The organism is Pseudomonas sp. R11F (assembly GCF_050312575.1).
Taxonomy (GTDB): domain Bacteria; phylum Pseudomonadota; class Gammaproteobacteria; order Pseudomonadales; family Pseudomonadaceae; genus Aquipseudomonas; species Aquipseudomonas palleroniana.
On record NZ_JBNPJU010000019.1, the window covers coordinates 74417 to 97101 of the forward strand.

Here is a 22685-nt window from a genome sequence, read left to right on the forward strand (position 1 = left end):
TATTACCCATGAAAAGCAACACCGAAAAATTCGGCAAGATCCCCCATCAACCCAGCCTCTGGACTCGGGCCGATGCGCTGAAAGTCCACGCGGACGATCCCACTACGACCCAGCCACTGGTCAGTGCGGATTTCCCGGTATTGAGCAATGAGGTGTTCATCTGGGACACCATGCCGCTGCGCGACCTGGACGGAAACGTGACCTCCGTCGATGGCTGGTCGGTGATCTTCACCCTGACCGCGGATCGCCATCCTAACGACCCGGAGTACATCGACGAGAACGGTAACTACGACATCACCCGCGACTGGAACGACCGCCATGGCCGGGCAAAGATGTACTACTGGTTTTCCCGTACCGGCAAGGATTGGAAACTCGGTGGCCGGGTGATGGCCGAAGGGGTCTCGCCGACCGCTCGCGAATGGGCCGGCACGCCAATCCTGTTGAACGAAAAGGGGGACATTGACCTGTACTACACCGCCGTCACGCCAGGCGCGACCATCGTCAAGGTGCGTGGTCGGGTGGTGACGACCGAGCATGGTGTCAGCATGGTCGGCTTTGAAAAGGTCAAGCCGCTGTTCGAAGCCGACGGCCACATGTATCAAACCGAAGCGCAGAACGCCTTCTGGGGCTTTCGCGATCCTTGGCCGTTCCGTGACCCCAACGACGGCAAGCTGTACATGCTGTTTGAAGGCAACGTGGCCGGCGAGCGCGGTTCGCACAAGGTCGGGAAAGCCGAAATCGGCGATGTGCCGCCGGGTTATGAAGACGTCGGCAACTCGCGTTTCCAGACCGCCTGTGTCGGTATCGCCGTGGCCCGTGACGAAGACGGGGACGACTGGGAAATGCTGCCGCCGCTGCTGACCGCGGTCGGCGTCAACGACCAGACCGAACGCCCACACTTCGTGTTCCAGGACGGCAAGTACTACCTGTTCACCATCAGCCACACCTTTACCTATGCCGACGGCGTGACCGGGCCGGACGGGGTGTACGGTTTCGTCGCCGATTCGCTGTTCGGCCCTTACGTGCCGTTGAACGGTTCCGGCCTGGTGCTGGGCAACCCGTCCTCCCAGCCGTTCCAGACCTACTCGCACTGTGTGATGCCCAACGGCCTGGTGACCTCGTTTATCGACAGCGTGCCGACCGACGAAACCGGCAAACAGATTCGTATCGGCGGTACCGAAGCACCGACGGTGGGGATCAAGATCAAAGGACAGCAGACGTTCGTGGTGGCCGAGTATGACTACGGTTACATCCCGCCGATGCTCGATGTAGCACTCCAATAACAGCGAAACAGAGTGTTTGGGCAGCGGGCTCGAATTCGATAAAGAGCCCGTTGTGGATAGGATCGAGTATCCCGCCCGGCTCACTGCAACACCGACCCGTTACGGGCTGCAAGGATGCAGCCCGTAACGGGTCTTCCTCTTTGTGAGCTACTTCATCACACTCTTGCCTGTCTGACATACCCTTGAGCGCAGCAGGAGCGCCCTTCATGAGCCTCGACGTATTCGCCATCATCCTGCTGGGCGCCGCACTTCACGCCACTTGGAATGCCGTAGTCAAAGGGGGTGCCGACAAGCTCCTGACCACCTGCATGATCGCCTCAGTCGCTTCGCTGATCGCGTTGACGACTGTCCCGTTCCTGGAGCCTCCAGCGCGAGGCAGTTGGCCGTTCATAGGGGCATCAGTAGTTTTCCAGGTGCTGTATTTCGCCCTCATCGCCTCGACCTACCGTGTGGCCGACATGAGCCAGACCTATCCGATCATGCGCGGTACCGCGCCACTGCTGGTGGCTACGGTGAGCGTGCTGCTGTTGTCCGAGGCATTGTCGGCATTCGCCTGGCTCGGCATCGCAATCATCTCCCTCGGCATCTTGAGCATGGCCGCCGTCCCTTCGGCAGGGTCGCGAAAAGGCGTGGTGCTGGCCTTGATCAACGCCGGCGTGATCGCGGGCTACACCCTGATCGACGGCGTGGGTGTGCGTAAATCCGGCGCGCCGGCGGCGTACACCCTGTGGATATTCCTGCTGACCGGCATCCCGCTTTGCGCATGGGCCCTGGCCACGCGGCGCGGCGTCTTCATTGAATACGTCAGGCGCCACTGGCACCTTGGCGTGGTGGGCGGCTTCGGCACACTGGCTTCCTATGGCCTGGCCCTGTGGGCGATGACTGCCGCACCGATCGCCACGGTTTCTGCGCTACGGGAAACCTCCATCCTGTTTGGCGTGGTGATCTGTGCATGGGCACTCAAAGAGCATCTGACGCGGGCTCGCCTCCTCGCCGCCTGCATCATTGCCGGCGGGGCGATGGTATTGCGCCTGGGCTGAACAGCGTTTGCGCTCAAAAAAACTTCGTATCTGTATTTTGACGCTCTGGGGACCCACTGTTAGTGTCCGGCCTCCCCTACACGGAGTGCTCCTGATGAAATTGGATATCTACCAGGTCGATGCTTTCAGCCAACATCCCTTTGGCGGTAACGCGGCGGCGGTCTGCCCGCTGACCGAATGGCTGACCGATGAGCAACTGCACAACATCGCCGCCGAGAACAACCTCTCGGAAACCGCGTTCTTCGTGCCCCGTGATGGATTTTACGAGTTGCGCTGGCTAACCCCGGAAGTCGAGGTAGACCTGTGCGGCCACGCCACGCTTGCGGCGGCATGGGTCTTGATTCACCAGTTGCCGGATGCACCGGATGTGTTGCGCTTCGCCACCCGCAGCGGTGAGTTGCGCGTAACGCGCAACGGCGACGAACTGGCGATGGATTTCCCGGCCAAGCAGCCCGAGCGTTGTGAGCCGCCCGCCGGCCTGTTGAACGCCTTGGGGGTTGAGCACGCCGAGGTGTATGCCACCGATGACTACATCGTGCTGCTGGAAGACGAAGCCCAGGTCGCCGCCCTGACGCCGGATTTCGTTCGCCTCAAGGGCCTGCCTAAACGCGGAATTGCGGTGACGGCCAAAAGCACGCGCTTTGATTTCATTTCTCGCTGGTTCGGCCCGAATGTCGGTATCAATGAAGACCCTGTCACCGGCTCTGCGCACACCTCGCTGACGCCATTCTGGGCCGAGCGCCTGGGCAAGTCGCAATTGACCGCCGAACAGGGAGGCAACCGTCGTGGACAACTGCGTTGCGAACTCAAGGGCGACCGCGTGATTATCGCCGGGCACGCAGTGCTCTACCTCAAGGGCACGATTTACCTGTAAAAAGGAGCCACCCAAGGACAACAGATCATTCTCACAATGAACGGAGTTCAGCGCGTGCTTTCGATTTCCCGCCGTCAACTGTCAATGGTTGCCGCAGCCTTCGCCCTGGCCGGCTGTCACACCCCCGTCACTGAACAACCTCCAGCACCGGAGCTGGGTTCGGGCTACCGCAGCGATCTTGTGACGCAACACGCCGAGCGCCATATGGCTGCCGCCGCCAACCCGTTGGCGGCCGAAGCCGGGCGTGAGATGTTGCGCCAAGGAGGCTCGGCCATTGATGCGGCGATCGCCATGCAGGCAGTGCTGACCCTGGTGGAACCGCAGTCGTCCGGCATCGGCGGCGGTGCGTTCATCATGCTCTGGGATGGGCAAACCGTACACGCGTACGACGGTCGCGAAACGGCGCCGGCCGGTGCGACCGAGCGCTTGTTCTTGAAGGCCGACGGCACTCCCATGGCGTTTCCCGAGGCGCAGATCGGCGGGCGTTCGGTCGGCACGCCGGGCGTCTTGCGTGCGCTGGAAATGGCACACAAGCAAACCGGCCACCTGCAATGGGCCAAGCTGTTCGAGCCCGCCATTCGTTTGTCGGAGCAGGGCTTCGCGATATCCCCCCGCCTGCACGCGCTGATTGCCGCCGACCGCTACATCGCGCAGTCGCCGGAGATGGCGGCCTACTTTCTGAACGCCGATGGCACACCTAAAGCCGCCGGCACGCTGTTGAAAAACCCGGCATTGGCGAATGTATTCAAGCGCATTGCCAAGGAAGGACCGGACGCGCTGTACCACGGTCCGATTGCCGACGAGATCGCACGCAAGGTCCAGGGCAATCGCAATGCGGGCAGCCTGTCGCAGGCCGACCTCAAGGGCTATGTCGCCAAGGAACGCACACCGCTGTGCACCGACTACAAACAGTACCGCGTGTGCGGCATGCCGCCCCCCTCCTCGGGCGGGATTGCCGTTGCGCAAATCCTCGGCACGTTGCAGGCCGTGCAGGCCCGCGACCCGCGCCTGGCCATCGCGCCGATGGCACCCGTGAAAAGTGCCTCGCCCGCCGGTCTTGAGCCCAGCCCCGAAGCCGTGCACCTGATCGCCGAGGCCGGTCGCCTGGCCTTCGCCGACCGCGCATTGTATGTGGCCGATTCAGACTTCACCCCCGTCCCCGTCGCGGGCCTCGTCGCACCGGACTACCTGGCCCAACGCGCCACGCTGATCGGCGAGCGCAGCATGGGCATCGCCAAACCGGGCCGACCTGCGGGCATCCAGGTGGCGTACGCGCCGGACCGTTCGCCGCTGCGTATCTCCACCTCACAAGTGGTGGCCGTGGACGACCAGGGCGGCGCCGTATCGATGACCACCACGGTGGAAGCGGCGTTCGGCTCGCACGTGATGGTCCAGGGCTTTCTGCTGAACAACCAGATGACCGATTTTTCGTTCATCCCCGAAGAAAACGGTCAGCCGGTGGCCAACCGCGTAGAGCCGGGAAAACGCCCACGCTCAGCCATGGCGCCGACCCTGGTGTTCGACCGCAAGAGCGGTGAACTGCTGGCCACGGTAGGCTCGCCGGGCGGCTCACAGATCATCGAGTATGTGAGCAAATCCTTGGTGGCTATGCTCGACTGGAACCTCGACCCGCAAGCCGCCATCAGCCTGCCGAACTTCGGCAGCCGCAACGGCGCGACCGAACTGGAGGCCGGCCTGTTCAGCCCAGGGTTGAAACAGGCGTTGCAGGACAAAGGCCATACGTTGAGCGAGATTGAGATGACCAGCGGCATCCAGGCCATCGTGCGCACGCGGGATGCCCAGGGCAAGGTGTCGCTGAGCGGCGGCGCGGACCCTCGGCGTGAAGGCGAAGCGGTCGGCGACTAATTTTTTCAGCGGAGACATCCTGTGCAGCAGGCAGACAATCTCGGCGCCGTCCCCGGCGTCGACCATGGCTTTTGCTCGATCAATGATCCGCTACGGCCAGAAACCGTGTTCATCTGCAAGCAGGTGCACAGCGCCTCGGTGATTGAATGGCAGGCCGATCAGGTGGCAAACACCCTTGAGGCGGACGGCGTGTTCACCCGCGAGCATCAGACGATTGCGGTGATTACAGCCGACTGCCTGCCGGTGCTTATCGCCTCGGAAAACGGCGCAATGGTTGCCGCCGTGCATGGCGGTTGGAAGGGACTGCAAGGCGGGATCATCGCCAACGCGGTGCAACGCTTTGCCGACCAAGGCATTCCCGTGGACCAATTGCGAGTGGCCATCGGACCGTCGATCAAGCCGTGCTGTTATGAAGTGAGCGAGGGGTTTATCGGGCAGTTCCAGATCGATCAAGGCCACTTGTGGTGGGATGGCCTGGCGCCATGGAGCTTTGCGCAACCGACCCCATTGCTGCCACCCCGGATTACACCGCCGTATGCCAGGCAAGCGGGAAGTGCCTGGTTCGATTTGAGCGGGTATGGGGTGATGCTTCTGCAAGCGGCGGGACTCAAGCGTGAGCAGATCGAGGTCAGTAAGGTGTGCACTTATTGCACATCGCCCACCTTCGCCAGCTACCGCCGAAGAACTCATCACCCGCAGGAACCGAAGACGTTGATCTATTCGTGGATTGCTCGCTCAGACCGGTGAGAGAGAACTGACAAGGGATATTCTCAAGTCTCTCTCACAGGAAAAGTCACAACTCATGTTGCCGGGTTTTAAGGGTTTCGGCAGGACACTTCAAATGACTACCGACTGATCTTGAGCCCCTTGCGCCCGGCATGCCGCTCCAGTGCCAGCTCAATCAAGCGGCTCACCAGCTCGCTGTAGCTCATCCCCGCTGCCTGCCACAGCTTGGGGTACATGCTGATGCGGGTGAAGCCGGGCAGTGAGTTGATTTCGTTGATCAGCACTTCGCCATCCTCGGTGAGGAACACATCGACCCGGGCCAGCCCGGAGCAGCCCAGCACCCCGAATGCCTCGATGGCCAACTGGCGGATACGCTCACTGGCGTCATGGCTGATAGCGGCCGGCACCACCACTTGGGCGGCCTGCTCGTCGATGTATTTGCTGTCGTAGGAATAGAAGCCGTTGCCCACCACGATCTCGCCACAGCCGCTGGCGATGGGGTTGTCGTTGCCCAATACGGCGCATTCGATTTCGCGGCCTTGAACGGCGGATTCCACCAGCACTTTTTCATCAAAGCCCAAAGCCAGCTCGACGGCTGCGTGGTACTCGGCTTCGCTGGCAACCTTGCTCACCCCCACCGAAGAACCCTGGTTCGCGGGTTTGACGAACATCGGCAAGCCCAGTTTGTTGACGGCCGTTTCAAAGGACGTGCGCGCCGCATTGCCACGGGTCAGGGTGATGAACGGGGTAACGCCAATACCGGCATCGCGTAGCAGGCGCTTGCTGATGTCCTTGTCCATGCACACCGCCGAGCCGAGCACATCGGAGCCGACGAAAGGCATATCGGCCATGCGCAGCAAACCTTGCAGGCAGCCGTCTTCGCCCAGGGTGCCGTGGACGATGGGGAAGATCACGTCGATGTGCTCCAGCATGCCCTGCCCGGAGGTTTCCACGACTTGCCGGCTGGCCTTGCCTGGCACCACCGCCAGTTCGCGGTTGGACTGGTTGAGGGCGATCAGCGCCGGGTTCTCCTGGTTGATCAGGAAGTTCGACGTGTCGTTGAGGTGCCAGTGGCCGGCCTTGTCGATGCCGATCAGGACGGGTTCGAAGCGCGTACGGTCCAAGGCGTCGACGATATTGCGCGCCGATTGCAAAGAAACTTCGTGCTCGGCCGAACGGCCACCAAAAATAATACCCACCCGCACCTTGCTCATGACCCGGCCTCACAGTTGAAAGTAAGGCTTCTTAACACGGGCGGTCAGCGATTCGCCACCAGATGTGCACCGAACAGTACGTAGCAACCACCGGCAAAACGGTCGAGCCACTTGCGCGAACGACTGTAGAGGTTGGCCATGCGCTCACTGGAAAACACCAGTGCAACGGCGCAATACCAACTGAACGACAAGCTGGCCATGACGATCACAGCCAGCGTCAGCAGCAACGGCGAGGGCGAAGGAGGCATGGTCGAGGCGAAGATCGTCGCGACAAACAAGGCGGACTTCGGGTTGGACAAATTACCGAGCAAACCCAGCCGCCAAGCCGACAACAGCGAGCGTCGCTGCCCATCCGCCAGCGGGTTCCGGCCCGCGACCGGCACCGAACGTTTGAACAGCTTGAGCCCCAGGTAAATCAGGTAGCAGCCGCCGATAATCTTGAACGCCAGGTACAACATGGGCGCCGCCGTAAACAACGACTTGATGCCCAGGCCACCGGCCACTCCCCACAGCACCGTACCCGAGGCAACACCTGCCGAGGCCGCCACACCATGGCGGCGCGAGGCATTGGCGGCTAACTGGGCGATGTTGAAAAAATTCGGCCCCGGGGTGACGACGGCAACTATCCAGAGTAACGCTAACGAGAGCAATGGCGCGGTATAGACCCAGTGTGAAAGCTCCATAAACTGACCCCTGCTCGAAAAAACAGCTAATCCGTGTGAAAGCAGCATAAGCCGATCCCTGTTCGAAAAATAGTTAGCCGCTACCGCTCGACCGGAGGTTCCGGCATATGCACCAACAGATCACCGGGCTGGCACTGCAGATAGGTGCAGATGGCATCCAGCGTTCCCAGCCGTATACCCTTGACCTTGCCTTGTTTGAGCAACGACAGGTTCTGTTCGGTAATCCCGATGGCGGCCGCCAGGTCCTTGGATTTGACCTTGCGCCGGGCAAGCATGACGTCCAGCTCAATCACAATGGGCATTTCAATCTCAGACAAAGGTGCGGTTTTCGGAATCGACTTCACTGGCCTGCCACAGAATACGCGCAATCACTGCGATACAACCGGCCAGAAACAGTGCCACAACGCTGGGCGCCGTCACGCTCAGGGTGATCAATCGCTCGCCGACCGGCAAGGTCATTGTTATCCAGGCGCTCAGCAATGGTTCGCATAGGAAGTCCAGCAAGACCCAGATCGCGACGGCTTTCCCAACCTTGCCCAAGTGCGAAGCGGCCGTGCTGGAAAAGTACTCACCCCGCGCATAGCTCTGGAACAGCTTGCGCAGATGATTCAAGCCACTCGCCAAGGCCATCAGCGGAATACTCGACAGCACAATGGCGCCCAGGGTCTGCCATAGCGGGAACAGGGCTACCTGGTCCATGCGCCCCTGGATCAGGCGATCGCTCAGCGCAAAGCTGAAGCCCCGCCCACCAGTAGAAGAGCTCAAGGTTGGAAACAACCACACAGCCGCGTTCAGGACCAGCATGCCGACAATCAGCAACAATGTGATCACTGACATTCTTTGGCTAAGCAGGGCAAGACGTTGAGTGTTCATAAACAACCTCGTTGAATTAATGTCGAGACAAAATAGCGAATTTATTATCGTAAAACAATAATAATTTACCGATACACGATTAAAACCACTCATCCTTCCCAAAAAAACCTGCACAATCGTTCAAGACCACGCCCCACAACCTGCACAGACTGGGTTAACGTGTTTCCACCTCTATTTGTGACAAGTCACCATGGGCCAACCCACCTCCACCCTCGACTGGCTGCACCGCGCCCCGCACGCCAGCGGCCTGGACCGTATCGAGGCGTACTTTGCGGGCTTTGCATTCGACCCCCATCGCCATGACACCTATGCGATCGGGCGCACCTTGTTTGGCGTGCAGAGCTATCACTACCGGGGCTGCATGACCCACAGCCTGCCCGGCACGACCATGGTGATTCACCCGGATGAAACCCATGACGGCCGCGCCAGCAGCGTGGAAGGCTTCAAGTACCGCATGATTTATGTGGAACCGGCGTTGATCCAGCAGATTCTCGGAGGCCGGCCTTTACCGTTTATCCACAAGGGCCTGTCGACAGACCCACGGTTATTTCGCGCCAGCGAAGTGTTGCTGCAAAGCCTCGATTGCCCGATCGACCCGATGCAGGAGCAGGACGCACTGTACGACCTGGCCCAGGCACTGAACGCCGCCTCGGGGGTGATTGTCAGCCGCAAGTCGTTCGACTATGTCGCCGCCGAGCGCGCTCGGGAATTTATCCACAGCGCGCTGGGCCGCAGCATTACCCTGGATGAAATGGCCGACCACTGCGGGCGTGATCGCTGGGCCTTGTCGCGGGACTTTCGCTTGTTGTTCGGCACCAGCCCTTATCGCTACTTGACCATGCGGCGGCTGGACCTGGTACGCAGCCTGCTGGCCCAGGGGCAATCGTTGGTAGACGCGGCACTGACCGCCGGCTTCACCGACCAGAGCCATATGACCCGGCAATTTCGCAGCACCTACGGCATGCCGCCGTCGCGCTGGGTGAAGATGCTCGGGCGCTGAAAAAACTGGCTCGCTTTATGTGTAGGAGCGAGCTTGCTCGCGAAAAACTCACAGGCACCGCGCTCATCCAGGCAGCACGCGTTATCGTTGACGTTTTTCGCGAGCAAGTTCGCTCCTACAGAGGGTGGGTTCAGGGCACCAGTTGACGCCCGACAACCGGTGCGCCGATGCTCAGGAAATTCCCGCCGGCAATGTGGTGCAAGGTGCGTAGCTCATCATGCCCTTCAAAATGCCAATGCCCCTCGCTGAACACCCGCACATCGGCGTAGGCGGCAACCACTTCGCCCAGAAACAGGTCGTAGGTCTGCTGGTTGTGGGGCTCGGGTAACAAGCGGCATTCCAACCAGGCCACGCAGCCTTCCAGCAGCGGCGCTTCGGTGTGCTCCCCGCTAAAGGTTTGCAGGCCGTAGGCGGCAAACTTGTCGGTTTCAGCGCCGGTCGTATTACCGACCGTCTGCACCAGGTCAGCCTGGGCCACACAGGGCACCTGGAGCACGAAGGTGCCGGCGCTTTCGAGCAATTGGCGGGTCCAGGTGGATTTGTCCAGGACCACCGCGACTTTCGGCGGTTCGAAATCCAAGGGCATGGCCCAGGCTGCAGCCATGATATTGCGCTTGCCCCCAAAGGCTGCGCTCACCAGTACGGTCGGCCCGTGGTTAAGCAAACGATAAGCTTTGGACAGAGGAACGGGGCGACGATGGGTAGGGCTCATGGAAGGTCGGCTCTTCATGCAAGAAAGAACCTACGATACCTGAGCCCTATGCTCAGCTCGACAGCTGATTGGCGAACTGCCCGACCGCGCTGACCACCTTCTGCGCGCCGTCCTGGATTTCCACAATCACCGTACCCGCCTCGGACGCCAGCGCCAGCCCCTGTTCGGCTTGCACGCGGCCATCGGTCATCAGGGCGACCGCATCGCGGGCCATATCCTGGTTCTGACGCACCACACCGACGATCTCCTCAGTGGCTTTGCTGGTACGTGATGCCAGCTGACGAACCTCATCCGCCACCACAGCAAAACCACGGCCTTGCTCACCGGCACGGGCCGCCTCGATGGCCGCATTGAGCGCCAGCAGGTTGGTCTGCTCGGCAATACCGCTGATGGTCTTGACGATGCTGCCGATCACCTGGGACTGCTCGTTCAGCGCTTCAATGCCTTCGCCGGCCTGCTGCATGTGCTTGGCCAGGTCACGCATCACCCCCACCGCCTGCGTCACGACAGTGGTGCCGCGCTGAGCGCTGCTGTCGGTTTGCTGCGAGGTGCTGTAGGCAATGTTGGCGGCCTCGGCCACGGCCTGCTCCCGGTTGACCTGGTCGGTGATCACCGTGGCGAACTTGACCACTTTGTACACTCGATCATTGGCATCCAGCACCGGGTTGTAGGTCGCTTCCAGCCACACCAGGCGACCCTGGCTGTCGACACGCTTGAAGCGCGCCGCGATGAATTCTCCGGCCTTCAAGCGCGTCCAGAAATGCTGGTATTCGGCGCTGTTGTATTCCTCCGGCTCGCAGAATATGCGGTGATGCTTGCCCTGAATCTGCGCCAGGCTGTAGCCCATGCCATTGAGGAAACGGTCGTTGGCGGTCAGCACATGACCGTCGAGGTCAAACTCGATGACCGCAGTGGAGCGCACCAGCGCCGTGATCAGGTTTTCATGCTCACGCGAGGCCTCGATGGTCCGGGTCAGGTCGCTGGAGACGATCGAGAAATATTTGATGCGCCCGTCCGAACTGCGCACCGGCTGCACGATCGAGCGCAGCCATGCTTCCTTGCCATTGCCGCGCATCAGGCGCACGGTGCCGGCATAGTGTTCACCGCGTACCAGTGCGTTCTTGAAACGCTGCTGGAATTCGTTGTCGCGTACATGTGCCGGAAACAACTCGTCAATCAAGCGCCCCGACAGTTGCGTACCTTGATAAGCCATCTCCTGAAGAAAGAGGGCGTTGACCGATGCGATACGCCCTTGCGGGTCCAGGGTGATCGCGATCATTTCGCTTTCCAGGCTCTCTTTAACCTGTTGCAAGCTGGACAACTCTTCGCGAAGAGCCGACAGCTCCTGCTTCAAACGGGTCGTGAACATGGGGCACCAATGATCAAAGATGACAGGGTATTGTCTGCATCGGCGCGGCCGGCGTTTTCTGAAGAGGGTTTCACCTCAGATCCAACTATATTCCTGGCCGGTCAGCCGCCATTGTTCCGGCACACCCCCATCACTTGATACTCCAGGGTATTGAGCTTGCCCGTGGAGTCCTCATAGGTCATGCGTGACGGCACCGGGTTGCACGAGCGGATGGGCGGCGTCACGTTGACCACGTTGGCGATGTCCAGCTTCATGCCGTAGCGATACGCCTGTACCTCGGGTGCCGGCTTGCCAACCCTGGCCGCGTAATCGGCCATAGCCTTTTCATTGCGCTCCATCATCAGAGCGAACGTACGATCCCCGCCGCCTTCGGCCAGTGCGCCAAAAGACAGGATAGCCGTTAATACACCCAGGCCAATTTTATAAAAGTTCATTACCGGTTCCTCGTCTGAAAGTTCAGTGCCGAGATTAACCAGACAACCCTGACGCCATGTTCACGACAACATTACTTATTTGTTAGGTGGCCATGACTTTCCAGAATTGTAATGTTCGAGCCACTTTCCTGTTATCTGAGGTTTGCAACTATCAGCCTGGGCCAGATCAATAAGAATGCCTGCCCCCATAAGAAGCCGATAACTGCCAAGCCCCAGGAGCGAACCATGAATATCCGCCACTACACCCTTCCCTTTTCGTTGATCGCCGCATTGCCCCTGACCGCCGTGGCTGCTGAGGACAAGCCCGAAGGGTTTATCGAAGGCAGCAGTGTCAACGTGCTAGCGCGCAATTTTTACTTCAACCGAGATGATCGCAAGGGCCAATCCAGCCCCACCGGCAACGGTTATTCCGCGGCCTGGGCGCAGGGGTTGATCGGCAAATTCGAATCAGGTTTTACCCAAGGCACGGTGGGGTTCGGCCTGGATGCGTTCGCCATGTACGGCCTGCAACTCGACTCGGGCAGCGGCCGCAGCGGCGGCAAGGGCTCGTTCGGCGTGCTGCCGGTGGACAGCAACAACCACCCTGAAAACAACTACAGCAAAGTTGGCGGCGCGGTGAAATTGCGCGTGCTCGACACCGTGATCAAGGCCGGTGATGTGTTCCCGCTCACCCCCGTGGTGGCGTATGGCGACTCGCGTTTACTGCCGCAAAGCTTTCGTGGCGTGACCGCGCAAAACACCTCCATCGAGGGTTTGAGCCTGCAAGGCGGGCGCTTGAGCGGCATGAGCCAACCCAACGAAAGCGGCATGAACAACGGTTTCGCGACCTTCTATGCAGGCAAGGTGGACTCGCCCTGGATCGGCTACTTCGGCGGTGATTACCAGCTCAATAAACACTTGAGTGTGAGCCTGTACAGCAGCCGCTTGAAGGACGCCTGGGATCAATATTATTTCGGCAGCGCCGCCAGTTACCCGATGAACGATGACGTCTCATTGTTCGGCGACTTCAACTATTACAAAGCGGTGGACGAAGGCAAAAAACGCCTGGGTGAGTTCGATAACAACATCTGGAGTGCCAGGCTCGGGGTCAAGAGCGGCGCCCACAGCGTATCCGTCTCGCATCAGCGCAACAACGGCGATGACGACTTTGATTATCTGCGCCAATCAGACTCGATCTTCCTCAATAACTCGATCCAGTACAGCGACTTCAACGCGCCCAAGGAACGCTCCTGGATGCTGCGCTATGACCTGGACATGCAGCCGTTCGGTATCCCCGGCCTGTCGTTCATGACCCGCTACGGTAAAGGCACGGGTGCCGACTACAGCAACGCCAACGCCGTCTACATGCGCCGCGATGCAGCGGGTAACCCGCTGACCGACCAGCGTCGCTGGGAGCGGGATATCGAGGCCAAATATGTGGTGCAAAGTGGCACCTTGAAAGACCTGTCATTGCGCCTGCGCCAGGCCAGCGTGCGCTCCAGTGCATTTGAGTCGGACCTGGAGGAAGTTCGCTTGCTTGCCGAATATCCACTGGTAGCGCTGTAAGTGATTACATTCGTTCGCCGTTGACCAACATCTGTTCACAAATTCCCAGTTATCAAAACTGTAATATTGGCCTCACCTTCTCGTTAAGTTGATCTTCCTATACTGGCCTCAACTTATTCACCGAGCACATTCATCTCTGAAGCTTTTGTGTAGCTCCTTTGGAAAGAGATGGATTTTTAACGCCCCGCCTGGGGCGTTTTTTTTGAGCCCGGCTTTGTGCGGCCGATGGTCGCAGTTGACCCTGAAGCTACTTCACGGTTCAGACTTTTCCTACTCCCCCAACGCACAGCCCATAAGGAAATGGCCTTCTTTTTCTCTTCGTGATAGGTAACCCCCCATGCGTATCCTTGTGGTTGAGGACGAACAAAAAACCGCCGACTACCTGCAGCAAGGCTTGAACGAAAGCGGCTATGTGGTGGACTGCGCCAGCAATGGCATTGACGGCCTGCACCTGGCCGGGCAACACGCGTATGAACTGGTGATTCTCGACGTCAACCTGCCCGGCAAAGATGGCTGGGAAGTGTTGGAGCAATTACGCCGCAACGGCACCCAGCGCGTGATGATGCTGACCGCCCGTGGCCGACTGGCGGACAAGATCAAGGGCCTGGACATGGGCGCCGATGATTACCTGGTCAAGCCCTTCGAATTTCCCGAGTTACTGGCGCGGGTGCGCACGCTGCTGCGGCGCAGCGAACATATTCAACAGCCTGAAGTGTTTCGCGTATCGGACCTTGAGTTGGACCCTCGCCGCCATCGCGCCTATCGCGGCAACCGGCGCATTGACCTGACAACCAAGGAGTTTGCCCTGCTGCAGGTGCTGATGCGCCAGACCGGCGAAGTACTGACCCGCACGCAGATCATTTCCCTGGTGTGGGACATGAACTTCGACTGCGATACCAACGTGGTGGAAGTCTCCATCAGCCGCCTGCGTGCCAAGGTCGATGACCAGAGCGAGGTCAAGCTGATCCACACCATCCGCGGTGTGGGCTACGTGCTGGAGGCGCGCCCATGAAAACCGGCAGTCTGTCGATGCGCCTGGGCCTGACCGTCAGCCTGATGGGCGCGGGCCTGGTCGTGCTGCTGGCGACCCTGGCCTACCTGGCCCTGACCCATGAGCTGGAAAAACTGGCGCGCAAGGGCCTGGAAAGCAAGATGGAACAGATCCAGCACAGCCTCGCCCTGGGCCTCGATACCCATGCCATTCGTGCCCGCCCACATTCGCTGATGGACCTGGTAATGGGCCACGACAACTTCTACCTGACCATCGTCGGCACCGCGCCCAACAACAGCGTACTGCTGAGCGTCGGTGCCAAGCCGCAAGAACCGCTGCTGACCGACTTCAAGCCTCGGGAAACCCTCGGCTACCTGAACTGGACGGACAGTTATGGCAACCAGGTGCTCAGCGCCTCCAGCCTGATGCGCCTGGCCAGCGGCGAACGCGTACGGGTGTTGCTGTCGCTGGACCGCATGGACGACCAGGCACTGCTCAGTGCCTACCTACGAGCCACTATCATCGCGCTGCCCATGTTGTTGATCCTGATCGGCATGGGTGCCTGGTGGCTGGTGCAACGCGGGCTCGCGCCATTGAAGCAGTTCAGTCATGTGGCAGCCCAAGTCACCACCCAGGACCTCACCCATCGGCTGTCCATCGATAACCTGCCCAAGGAACTGGGCGAGCTGGCCCAAGGCTTCAATGTGATGCTCAATCGCCTGGACGCCGGGGTGCAGCAGCTCTCGCAATTTTCCGATGACCTCGCCCACGAACTGCGTGCGCCCCTGACCAACTTGATGGGCAAGGCCCAACTGACCTTGTCACGCCAACGCCCGCCGGAGGAATACAAGGCCGTGCTGGAATCCAGCACCGAAGAACTGGAACGCCTGGGACGCATCGTCAACGACATGCTGTTTCTGGCCCAGGTCAGCCACCCGGCGGCACGCGCCTCATTCACGGCGGTCCCACTGGCGGCTGAAGCCCATCGGGTCATGGAGTTGTTTGCGCTGAGTGCCGAAGACAAGCAATTGACCCTGACCTTGAGCGGCGACGCCCAGGTACTCGGGGACCGCCTGATGATCCAGCGTGCGCTGTCCAATCTGCTGTCCAATGCCATCCGCCACAGCCCGGCGGGCTCGCATATTTCGTTGCTGGTGGAAACCTATGGCAACCAGGTGTCGGTATCGGTGAGCAACCCCGGCCCAGGCATCGAAGCCCAGCACCTGCCGCATCTGTTCGAACGTTTCTACCGCGTCGACAGCAGCCGCGCCCGCAACGAGGGCGGCACCGGCCTGGGGCTGGCCATCGTGCGGTCGATCATGACCTTGCACCAGGGGCAGGCCGACGTACGCAGCCTGCCCGGTGGTTTCACGCTGTTTCGCCTGGTCTTCCCATTCACGTGAAGTGCAAGGGTCATTCTTCCTTGCGGTGCGCCCATTGATACAGCGCCGGCAGCACCAGCAAGGTCAGCAGCGTCGATGAAATAATCCCGCCGATCACCACCGTCGCCAACGGCCGCTGCACCTCGGCGCCGGTGCCGGTGGCGAGTGCCATGGGAATAAACCCGAGGGAGGCCACCAACGCAGTCATCAGCACCGGGCGCAAGCGCGTCAGAGCCCCCTCGTTGACCGCCTTTGATAATGAACGCCCTTCCTCCCGCAGGTTGCGGATGAAGGCAATCATGACCAGCCCGTTGAGCACCGCCACCCCGGACAATGCGATAAAGCCCACGCCCGCCGAGATCGACAACGGAATATCCCGTAACCACAAGGCCATGATCCCGCCGGTCAGCGCAAACGGAATCCCGGTAAACACCAGCAGACCATCCTTGAGGTTGTTGAACATCATGAATAACAGCCCGAACACCAGCAGCAACGCCACCGGCACCACGATACGCAAACGCTCGGAGGCTTCCTTCAATTGTTCGAACTGGCCGCCCCAGGTGGTCCAGTAACCGGCGGGCACCTTCACCTGGCGGCTGATCGCCGTCTCGGCCTCTTCGACGAATGAGCCGATATCCCGACCACGCACGTTGGCACTGACGATCACCAGGCGCTTGCCGTTCTCGCGGCTGATCTGGTTCGGGCCGAGCACCAGGTCCAGGCTGGCGACCTGGGACAAGGCAATAAAGCCCAATGGCCCCGCTTCGCTGCCGGCCATTGCCGGCACCGGGATCAGCAGTCGCGCAAGCCCCTCGATATCGGTGCGCAACGCGTCGGACAAACGCACAACCATATCAAAACGACGATCGCCTTCGTACAAGGTACCGGCCTGGCGCCCACCCACCGCGACGGCAATGGTGTCCTGCACATCGCCCACGTTCAGGCCAAAACGCGCGGCCTTGTCGCGGTCGATATTGATGGTCAGCACCGGCAGGCCGGAGGTCTGTTCCACCTTCACTTCCGAGGCGCCCGTGAGCTTTTTCAATGTTTCGGCAATTTCCTCGGCGGTCTTGTTCAGCACGGCCATGTCGTCACCAAACACCTTCACCGCCACATCACTGCGCACCCCGGAAATCAGTTCGTTGAATCGCAACTGGATCGGTTGCGACAGTTCATACGCGCTGCCCGGCACAATCGCACTGGCACGCTGGATATCGGCAATCAGCGCCTCGCGGGACTTCTTCGGATCGGGCCATTGCTCCTTCGGCTTGAGCATCACATAGCTGTCAGAAATATTCGGCGGCATCGGGTCGGAGGCGATTTCCGCCGTGCCGGTGCGGGCAAACACCCGCTCGATTTCCGGTACCTGGGCCAGCAAGGTTTTTTCCAGTTGCTGCTGCATCTGCACCGACTGCGTCAGGCTGGTGCCGGGTACGCGCAAGGCCTGCTGGGCGAAGTCGCCTTCACTGAGACTGGGGATAAACTCGCTGCCCATGCGGCTGGCGACCGCCCCGGAGGCGATGATGGTCAGCACCGCCAGGCCGAACACCAGCGAGCGACGAGCCATCACCCAATCCAGCACCGGGGCATAGGCCCGGCGCGCACTGCGCATCACCAGGTTTTCGTCTTCCTGGACTTTGCCGGTAACGAACAGCGCAATCGCCGCCGGCACAAAGGTCACCGACAAGATCATCGCGCCAAGCAGGGCGATCACCACGGTGAACGCCATGGGGTGGAACATCTTCCCGGCCACCCCCGTCAGGGCGAAGATCGGCAAGTACACCACCATGATGATCAGTTGCCCGAAGATCAGTGCACGGCGCGCCTCCTTGGCCGCCGCGAACACCTCATGCAGGCGCTCGCTGCGGGTCAACAAACGCCCATGACGGTGCTGCGCGTGGGCCAGACGGCGGATGGCGTTCTCGACGATCACCACCGCACCATCGACGATAATGCCGAAATCCAGCGCGCCGAGACTCATCAAGTTGGCGCTGACTTTATTGGTGAACATGCCGGTAAAGGTGAAGAGCATCGCCAGGGGAATCACCATGGCCGTAATCAGCGCCGCACGGATATTGCCCAGGAACAGAAACAACACCGCAACCACCAGCAGCGCGCCTTCAAAGAGGTTCTTCTTCACCGTGGCGATGGCTTTTTCCACCAGGTTGGTGCGGTCGTAGACGGTAACGGCCACCACCCCCTCGGGCAGCGAACGGTTGATCTCTTCGAGTTTTTTCGCCACCGCCTGGGACACGGTACGGCTGTTTTCACCGATCAACATGAACACCGTGCCCAGCACCACTTCACGGCCGTTTTCAGTGGCTGCGCCGGTGCGCAGTTCGCGGCCGATCTCGACCTGAGCCACATTGCGCACGCGGATCGGCGTACCGTCCGAGGTGGTGATCACGATGTTGGCAATATCGTCGATGGACGCCACTTGCCCCGGCGCCCGAATCAACAACTGCTCACCGCTGCGTTCGATATAACCGGCACCGACGTTGGCGTTGTTGCGTTCCAGCGCCGTGACCAGATCGCCCAAGGTCAGGTTGTAGGCCGCCAGGCGCTTGGGGTCGGGCGCGATCTGATATTCCTTGGCGAAACCACCGATGGTGTTGATCTCCGCTACGCCCGGAACGTTGCGCAGTTGCGGCTTGATGATCCAGTCCTGGATCACCCGCAAGTCGGTCGGCGTGTAGGGCGTACCGTCGTCTTTGAGTGCGCCCTCCTCGGCCTCGACGGTCCACAAGAATATTTCACCAAGGCCAGTGGAAATCGGCCCCATGGCCGTTTCGATACCCTCGGGTAATTGCTCACGGGCCACTTGCAGACGCTCGTTGACCAATTGGCGGGCAAAGAACAGGTCGGTGCCATCCTTGAAAATCACCGTGATCTGGGACAAACCAGAACGCGACAACGAACGCGTCTGCTGTAACCCCGGTAGCCCGGCCATGGCCGTTTCGATAGGAAAGGTGATGCGCTGCTCGGTTTCCAACGGCGAAAACCCGGCCGCTGCCGAGTTGATCTGTACCTGCACGTTGGTGATATCGGGCACGGCGTCAATGGGTAACTTCTGATAGCTGGCGATGCCGACACCGGCCATCAACAGCACCGCCAGCAGCACAATGATGCGCTGCTCAATGGCGAATTGGATAAGGCGCTCAAACATGGGAAATCACTCGCAGGATCAATGGGCGTGTTCGGCCGAGCCTTTGCCCAATTCGGACTTGAGGATGAAGCTGCCGACGGTTGCCACCTGTGCCCCGGCATCGAGGCCTTTGCGCACTTCGACGTAGCCGTTTTCACTCACCCCCAGTTCAAGATGACGGGTGATGAAGCCGTCCGGGGTGCGCACAAATACCGAGGGTTTGTCCTCGACGGTCTGGATCGCGGTTTGCGGCACGGTGACCTTGGCCTGGTAGGTATCGGTGGCCACTTGCACTGTTACAAACAGCCCCGGGCGCCAGGCGTCGTCGGGGTTGGGCACGCTCACGCGCACCGTGGCGGTGCGCGTTTGCTCACCGAGCAGGTTGCCGACATAGGCCACAGTGCCGAGCATGTCGGTGCCCATTTCGGTGGAGCTAACTTTCACCGGTTTGCCGATGCGCACCTTGTTCAGGTCCTTGGGAAACACACCGAAGGTGACCCACACCTGGGACAGGTCCGAGAGCGTGAACGCGTTGCTGGTTTCGCTGACGACTTCGCCGACGCCGAGGTGTTTTTCCACCACCACACCGGCAAACGGTGCGCGCAGCTCGTAACGATTGCCACCGACCAAGACTGCGCTGCCGCTGAGGGCGTTCATCTTTTGCCGAGCGTTGTTCAGGGCAATTTCGGCCTCCTGCAAAGTCTGGCGTGCCAGCAGGTAATCCTGCTCGGCGGAGATCTCGTCCTTCCACAACTGGCGCTCGCGCTGGAAGGTGGTGCGCGCCAGCTCGACACGACGTTCGCTGGCGGCCAATTCGCTACGTTGATCGGAGATTTGCTGGCTGGCGATCACCGCCAATAGCTCGCCCTTCTGCACCGACTGCCCGAGATTGACCTTGACCGCCTCCACCACGCCAGCCGCACGCGGGACGATGTGCGAGGTGCGGTCTTCGTCGAAGCGCACTTCTCCCGGCAATGTCAACAGCGTGCTGATCGCACGGGGTTGGGCCTGGACCAGTTGAATGCCGGCGGCCTGGATCTGCTGCTCGGTGAGTTCGAGCTTGCCTTCCTCTTCGTCGGCGTTGGCAAAACCGGACAGCATCAGGCCCAGGGCGACGGCGAGCGCCATGCCATGTTTCTTGTTCATCAAAAAGACTCCAGAAAAAATCAAAACCGGGCGAGGTCGCCGTAGATCCGTTCGATACGCACCCAGGCGTCGGTGGCCTGGGCGGTCGCCGTGAGGTATTGGGTGCGTGCAGCGATCAAGGTGCGCTGGGCATCGAGCACGTCGAGGAAGTTGAACTTGCCCATCTCGAAGCCACGGGTGGCACTGTCGACCGCGCGCTGGGCCGCCGGCAGAATCTGCTGGTTGAACGCTTGCACCTCGGTGTTTGCGGTTTGCCACAGGTCCAGCGCCTGACGGGTTTCGGTGCGCAGCCGCAGCTCGGTGGCATTGCGCAGGTCGCGAGCCTGGTCCGCACGGCGGCTGGCGGCGAGCACGTTGCCCTGGTTACGGTTGAACAGCGGGATCGGCATCGACACCCCGACCACATTCACCCGCTCGCGCACGCTGGCGTCGTATTGGCTGCCGACCGACACGTCGAGGTCGGGAATGCGCTGGGCTTTCTCCAGGCCCACACTGGCTTCGCTTTGCAGAATCTGTAACTCGGCCAGACGCAGCTCGGTGGTTTGCTCCAAGCGTGACAGCAATTGCGCAGAGGACGGCAAGGGCGGTGAGGATCGGCTTTGCGTGGCCACGCCCTGGAAGTCCGGCGCGGCGCTGCCGGTGCTGGCGGCCAAACGACGGTAGGCATCGGTGAGGCCGACCTGCGCACGGTTCAATTCCAGGCGAATCTCGGACAGTTGTACCTGGGCGCGGGTGGCCTCCACCGGTGAGGATTTACCGGCGTTGACACGACCGTTGGCAACCACCAGGCCGCGCTCGGCCAAGGCCATCGAGCGCTGCGCGAGGTCGAGGCGCTCCTGGGCGCGCAGGGCGCTGTAATAGCTGTCGATCACCTCGGCGCGCAGGCCGTTGCGGCGCTGCTCCAAGGTCAGCGCGGCGGCGTCCTGGGCGCGGGTCGCCACGTCGATTCGCGCACCGCGCTTGCCGCCCAGCTCCAGGGTCTGGCTGAGTTTGACGGTCGTGGTGCGGCTGTTGCGGCGGGTGTCTTCCGCATCCCAGGAGGCCACCGGGTTGGGGATCAAGCCGGCCTGTTGGCGACCGCCCTGGGCAATCTCGATTTCCCATTGCGCAGCCGCCAGTTCAGGGTTGTTGGCGAATGCGGCTTGCAAGGCTGAGTCGAGGGTGAGGGTTTGCGCCTGGGCGACACTTGCGGCCATCCACAACGTCATCGCGCCTAAAAATGCTCTTACGGAAATTGCCATAACGAAAGTTCCACGCCCATGAAGTCGCTGAGGTTCCCAGCGGGGGCAATGTAACTTTCGTTACTTATCAGAGCGGTGGGTGGAACATTACAAATCCGTTAGCCGGGATCAGGCGTGAACCTCGTCGTGCTCGTCATGTTGAAAACCCTCCCCTTCGACCTGAATGGTCGCGTGGGAAATATCGAATTGTTCATGCAGCATTTCCGTGACCGCACTAAGGATTTGTTGCTCGGTGCCCTTCGACGCGTCCGCCACCAAATGGGTGCTCAGCACATTTTTGCCGCTGGTCAGGGCCCAGATATGCAGGTCGTGCACGCCCTTGACCCCGGGTACATTGCCAATGGCCTGCTCGATCTGATCGATATCCAGGCCCTGCGGAACACCTTGCAGCAGCACGTTCATGCTTTCCTTGAGCAGGGTCCAGGTGCGTGGCAATACCCAGAAACCAATCGCCGCTGCGACCACGGAGTCGATCCAGCCCCACCCCGTGAACATGATCACCACCGCCGCGATGATCACACCGATGGAACCGAGCATGTCGCTCCAGACCTCCAGGTACGCGCCTTTGACGTTCAGGCTCTCGCCGCTGGCGGCGCTGAGCAGGCGCATGGAGATCAGGTTGACGACCAACCCCAGCACCGCAATCACCAGCATGCCGGTGGACTGGATTTCGGCGGGCGCCTGTAACCGTTGATAGGCTTCGTAGAGGATGTAGAACGCCACGGCGAACAGCAGCAGCGCATTGAACGCCGCCGCCAGGATTTCGAAACGGGCGTAGCCAAAGGTGCGCTTGCGGTCGGCGGGACGCTTGGCGACCTGGATCGCCACCAGGGAAATCGCCAGGGCCAAGGCGTCGGTCATCATGTGCGCGGCGTCCGACAACAGTGCCAGGCTGCCGGTGATGAAGGCACCGATCACCTCGGCGATCATGAAGCTGCCGGTCAACCCCAGGGCAAACCAGAGTTTTCTTTCGTGGCCGGCGCGTACTTGGGCGTGGCTATGTCCTGCACTCATGAAATGTCTTCCTGTGAGGGTGTCCGTCGATCATAGAGCTATAGGCCAGATCTTCGGACCTGCATTGCAAACTTGTCATCCGCTCGCCAGCTCGCCGTTACATTGCCGCACCAAAATCGCTCATGAACGCTGTGGAACCGCTCTATC

Annotated in this window: 20 protein-coding genes; 9 read left to right on the plus strand and 11 right to left on the minus strand. The window is 60.6% G+C overall.

Annotated elements, in window-relative coordinates:
* The first annotated feature begins 8 nt into the window (after positions 1–8).
* From ACQRBV_RS05590 to pgeF, 5 genes are all read left to right on the plus strand, one after another.
* A complete protein-coding gene (locus ACQRBV_RS05590; RefSeq protein ID WP_060754790.1) occupies positions 9–1283 on the plus strand; it encodes a glycoside hydrolase family 68 protein in 1275 nt (424 codons plus the stop codon).
* Positions 1284–1489: 206 nt separating this feature from the next.
* Positions 1490–2323 carry an EamA family transporter gene (locus ACQRBV_RS05595; RefSeq protein WP_411985220.1) on the plus strand — a complete coding sequence of 278 codons (834 nt, stop codon included), beginning with the start codon at positions 1490–1492 and terminating at the stop codon, positions 2321–2323.
* A 94-nt stretch (positions 2324–2417) separates the two neighbouring features.
* Positions 2418–3197, plus strand: coding sequence for a PhzF family phenazine biosynthesis protein (locus ACQRBV_RS05600; protein ID WP_104995439.1), 780 nt, complete (start codon positions 2418–2420; stop codon positions 3195–3197).
* A gap of 36 nt (positions 3198–3233) precedes the next feature.
* Entirely contained in the window at positions 3234–5063 is a 1830-nt protein-coding gene (ggt, locus tag ACQRBV_RS05605; protein WP_411985219.1) for a gamma-glutamyltransferase, read from the plus strand.
* A 21-nt stretch (positions 5064–5084) separates the two neighbouring features.
* A complete protein-coding gene (gene pgeF / locus ACQRBV_RS05610) occupies positions 5085–5810 on the plus strand; it encodes a peptidoglycan editing factor PgeF (protein ID WP_411985218.1) in 726 nt (241 codons plus the stop codon).
* 98 nt (positions 5811–5908) lie between these two features.
* On the opposite strand, the gene ddlA is transcribed toward pgeF, so the two are convergent.
* The 4 genes from ddlA to ACQRBV_RS05630 form a co-directional block, all read right to left on the minus strand.
* Entirely contained in the window at positions 5909–7003 is a 1095-nt protein-coding gene (gene ddlA, locus ACQRBV_RS05615) for a D-alanine--D-alanine ligase (protein WP_411985217.1), read from the minus strand.
* Between the two features lie 44 nt (positions 7004–7047).
* Positions 7048–7686: a LysE family translocator gene (locus ACQRBV_RS05620; protein ID WP_198761634.1), complete on the minus strand. Its 639-nt coding sequence runs from the start codon at positions 7684–7686 to the stop codon at positions 7048–7050.
* Between the two features lie 80 nt (positions 7687–7766).
* Complete coding sequence (locus ACQRBV_RS05625) at positions 7767–7988, minus strand: helix-turn-helix domain-containing protein (protein ID WP_060754782.1); 222 nt, start codon at positions 7986–7988, stop codon at positions 7767–7769.
* Between the two features lie 7 nt (positions 7989–7995).
* Entirely contained in the window at positions 7996–8559 is a 564-nt protein-coding gene (locus ACQRBV_RS05630) for a DUF2975 domain-containing protein (RefSeq protein ID WP_411985216.1), read from the minus strand.
* A 190-nt stretch (positions 8560–8749) separates the two neighbouring features.
* Between ACQRBV_RS05630 and ACQRBV_RS05635 the strand changes: the two genes are divergently transcribed.
* On the plus strand, positions 8750–9559 hold the full coding sequence (locus tag ACQRBV_RS05635; RefSeq protein ID WP_060754780.1) for an AraC family transcriptional regulator: 810 nt from the start codon (positions 8750–8752) through the stop codon (positions 9557–9559).
* 130 nt (positions 9560–9689) lie between these two features.
* Here ACQRBV_RS05635 and ACQRBV_RS05640 read toward each other — a convergent pair whose 3' ends face one another.
* The 3 genes from ACQRBV_RS05640 to ACQRBV_RS05650 all read right to left on the minus strand — a co-directional run bounded on the left by ACQRBV_RS05640 (position 9690) and on the right by ACQRBV_RS05650 (position 12074).
* Positions 9690–10271 (minus strand): flavin reductase family protein, encoded by a 582-nt coding sequence (locus ACQRBV_RS05640; protein WP_198761635.1) that lies wholly within the window; start codon positions 10269–10271, stop codon positions 9690–9692.
* 52 nt (positions 10272–10323) lie between these two features.
* Complete coding sequence (locus tag ACQRBV_RS05645; protein WP_090366959.1) at positions 10324–11640, minus strand: methyl-accepting chemotaxis protein; 1317 nt, start codon at positions 11638–11640, stop codon at positions 10324–10326.
* 101 nt (positions 11641–11741) lie between these two features.
* On the minus strand, positions 11742–12074 hold the full coding sequence (locus ACQRBV_RS05650; protein WP_060754777.1) for a DUF2790 domain-containing protein: 333 nt from the start codon (positions 12072–12074) through the stop codon (positions 11742–11744).
* Positions 12075–12299: 225 nt separating this feature from the next.
* Here ACQRBV_RS05650 and ACQRBV_RS05655 point away from each other — a divergent pair, with 225 nt between their 5' ends.
* The 3 genes from ACQRBV_RS05655 (at position 12300) to ACQRBV_RS05665 (ending at position 16013) form a co-directional block, all read left to right on the plus strand.
* Positions 12300–13619, plus strand: a complete 1320-nt coding sequence (locus ACQRBV_RS05655; RefSeq protein ID WP_411985215.1) for an OprD family porin — start codon at positions 12300–12302, stop codon at positions 13617–13619.
* Between the two features lie 337 nt (positions 13620–13956).
* Entirely contained in the window at positions 13957–14631 is a 675-nt protein-coding gene (locus ACQRBV_RS05660) for a heavy metal response regulator transcription factor (protein ID WP_060754775.1), read from the plus strand.
* A complete protein-coding gene (locus tag ACQRBV_RS05665; protein ID WP_205345174.1) occupies positions 14628–16013 on the plus strand; it encodes a heavy metal sensor histidine kinase in 1386 nt (461 codons plus the stop codon). The genes ACQRBV_RS05660 and ACQRBV_RS05665 overlap by 4 nt, the downstream gene beginning before the upstream one ends.
* A gap of 10 nt (positions 16014–16023) precedes the next feature.
* Here ACQRBV_RS05665 and ACQRBV_RS05670 read toward each other — a convergent pair whose 3' ends face one another.
* From ACQRBV_RS05670 to ACQRBV_RS05685, 4 genes are all read right to left on the minus strand, one after another.
* Positions 16024–19158 (minus strand): CusA/CzcA family heavy metal efflux RND transporter, encoded by a 3135-nt coding sequence (locus tag ACQRBV_RS05670; RefSeq protein ID WP_411985214.1) that lies wholly within the window; start codon positions 19156–19158, stop codon positions 16024–16026.
* Between the two features lie 18 nt (positions 19159–19176).
* A complete protein-coding gene (locus ACQRBV_RS05675; RefSeq protein WP_411985213.1) occupies positions 19177–20283 on the minus strand; it encodes an efflux RND transporter periplasmic adaptor subunit in 1107 nt (368 codons plus the stop codon).
* A gap of 20 nt (positions 20284–20303) precedes the next feature.
* Entirely contained in the window at positions 20304–21524 is a 1221-nt protein-coding gene (locus ACQRBV_RS05680; RefSeq protein WP_060754771.1) for a TolC family protein, read from the minus strand.
* A 108-nt stretch (positions 21525–21632) separates the two neighbouring features.
* Positions 21633–22538, minus strand: coding sequence for a cation diffusion facilitator family transporter (locus tag ACQRBV_RS05685; RefSeq protein WP_161548343.1), 906 nt, complete (start codon positions 22536–22538; stop codon positions 21633–21635).
* Between the last annotated feature and the right edge of the window lie 147 nt (positions 22539–22685).

What these genes read in the sequence shown, in the direction of transcription:
- ACQRBV_RS05660 (WP_060754775.1), top strand. Translation starts at nt 13,957, where the DNA reads ATGCGTATCCTTGTGGTTGAGGACGAACAAAAAACCGCCGACTACCTG.
- ddlA (WP_411985217.1), bottom strand. Translation starts at nt 7,003, where the DNA reads ATGAGCAAGGTGCGGGTGGGTATTATTTTTGGTGGCCGTTCGGCCGAG.
- ACQRBV_RS05680 (WP_060754771.1), bottom strand. Translation starts at nt 21,524, where the DNA reads ATGGCAATTTCCGTAAGAGCATTTTTAGGCGCGATGACGTTGTGGATG.
- ACQRBV_RS05630 (WP_411985216.1), bottom strand. Translation starts at nt 8,559, where the DNA reads ATGAACACTCAACGTCTTGCCCTGCTTAGCCAAAGAATGTCAGTGATC.
- ACQRBV_RS05625 (WP_060754782.1), bottom strand. Translation starts at nt 7,988, where the DNA reads ATGCCCATTGTGATTGAGCTGGACGTCATGCTTGCCCGGCGCAAGGTC.
- ACQRBV_RS05650 (WP_060754777.1), bottom strand. Translation starts at nt 12,074, where the DNA reads ATGAACTTTTATAAAATTGGCCTGGGTGTATTAACGGCTATCCTGTCT.
- ACQRBV_RS05620 (WP_198761634.1), bottom strand. Translation starts at nt 7,686, where the DNA reads ATGGAGCTTTCACACTGGGTCTATACCGCGCCATTGCTCTCGTTAGCG.
- ACQRBV_RS05670 (WP_411985214.1), bottom strand. Translation starts at nt 19,158, where the DNA reads ATGTTTGAGCGCCTTATCCAATTCGCCATTGAGCAGCGCATCATTGTG.
- ACQRBV_RS05665 (WP_205345174.1), top strand. Translation starts at nt 14,628, where the DNA reads ATGAAAACCGGCAGTCTGTCGATGCGCCTGGGCCTGACCGTCAGCCTG.
- ACQRBV_RS05635 (WP_060754780.1), top strand. Translation starts at nt 8,750, where the DNA reads ATGGGCCAACCCACCTCCACCCTCGACTGGCTGCACCGCGCCCCGCAC.
- ACQRBV_RS05640 (WP_198761635.1), bottom strand. Translation starts at nt 10,271, where the DNA reads ATGAGCCCTACCCATCGTCGCCCCGTTCCTCTGTCCAAAGCTTATCGT.
- ACQRBV_RS05645 (WP_090366959.1), bottom strand. Translation starts at nt 11,640, where the DNA reads ATGTTCACGACCCGTTTGAAGCAGGAGCTGTCGGCTCTTCGCGAAGAG.
- ggt (WP_411985219.1), top strand. Translation starts at nt 3,234, where the DNA reads ATGAACGGAGTTCAGCGCGTGCTTTCGATTTCCCGCCGTCAACTGTCA.
- ACQRBV_RS05590 (WP_060754790.1), top strand. Translation starts at nt 9, where the DNA reads ATGAAAAGCAACACCGAAAAATTCGGCAAGATCCCCCATCAACCCAGC.
- ACQRBV_RS05655 (WP_411985215.1), top strand. Translation starts at nt 12,300, where the DNA reads ATGAATATCCGCCACTACACCCTTCCCTTTTCGTTGATCGCCGCATTG.
- ACQRBV_RS05595 (WP_411985220.1), top strand. Translation starts at nt 1,490, where the DNA reads ATGAGCCTCGACGTATTCGCCATCATCCTGCTGGGCGCCGCACTTCAC.
- ACQRBV_RS05600 (WP_104995439.1), top strand. Translation starts at nt 2,418, where the DNA reads ATGAAATTGGATATCTACCAGGTCGATGCTTTCAGCCAACATCCCTTT.
- ACQRBV_RS05675 (WP_411985213.1), bottom strand. Translation starts at nt 20,283, where the DNA reads ATGAACAAGAAACATGGCATGGCGCTCGCCGTCGCCCTGGGCCTGATG.
- ACQRBV_RS05685 (WP_161548343.1), bottom strand. Translation starts at nt 22,538, where the DNA reads ATGAGTGCAGGACATAGCCACGCCCAAGTACGCGCCGGCCACGAAAGA.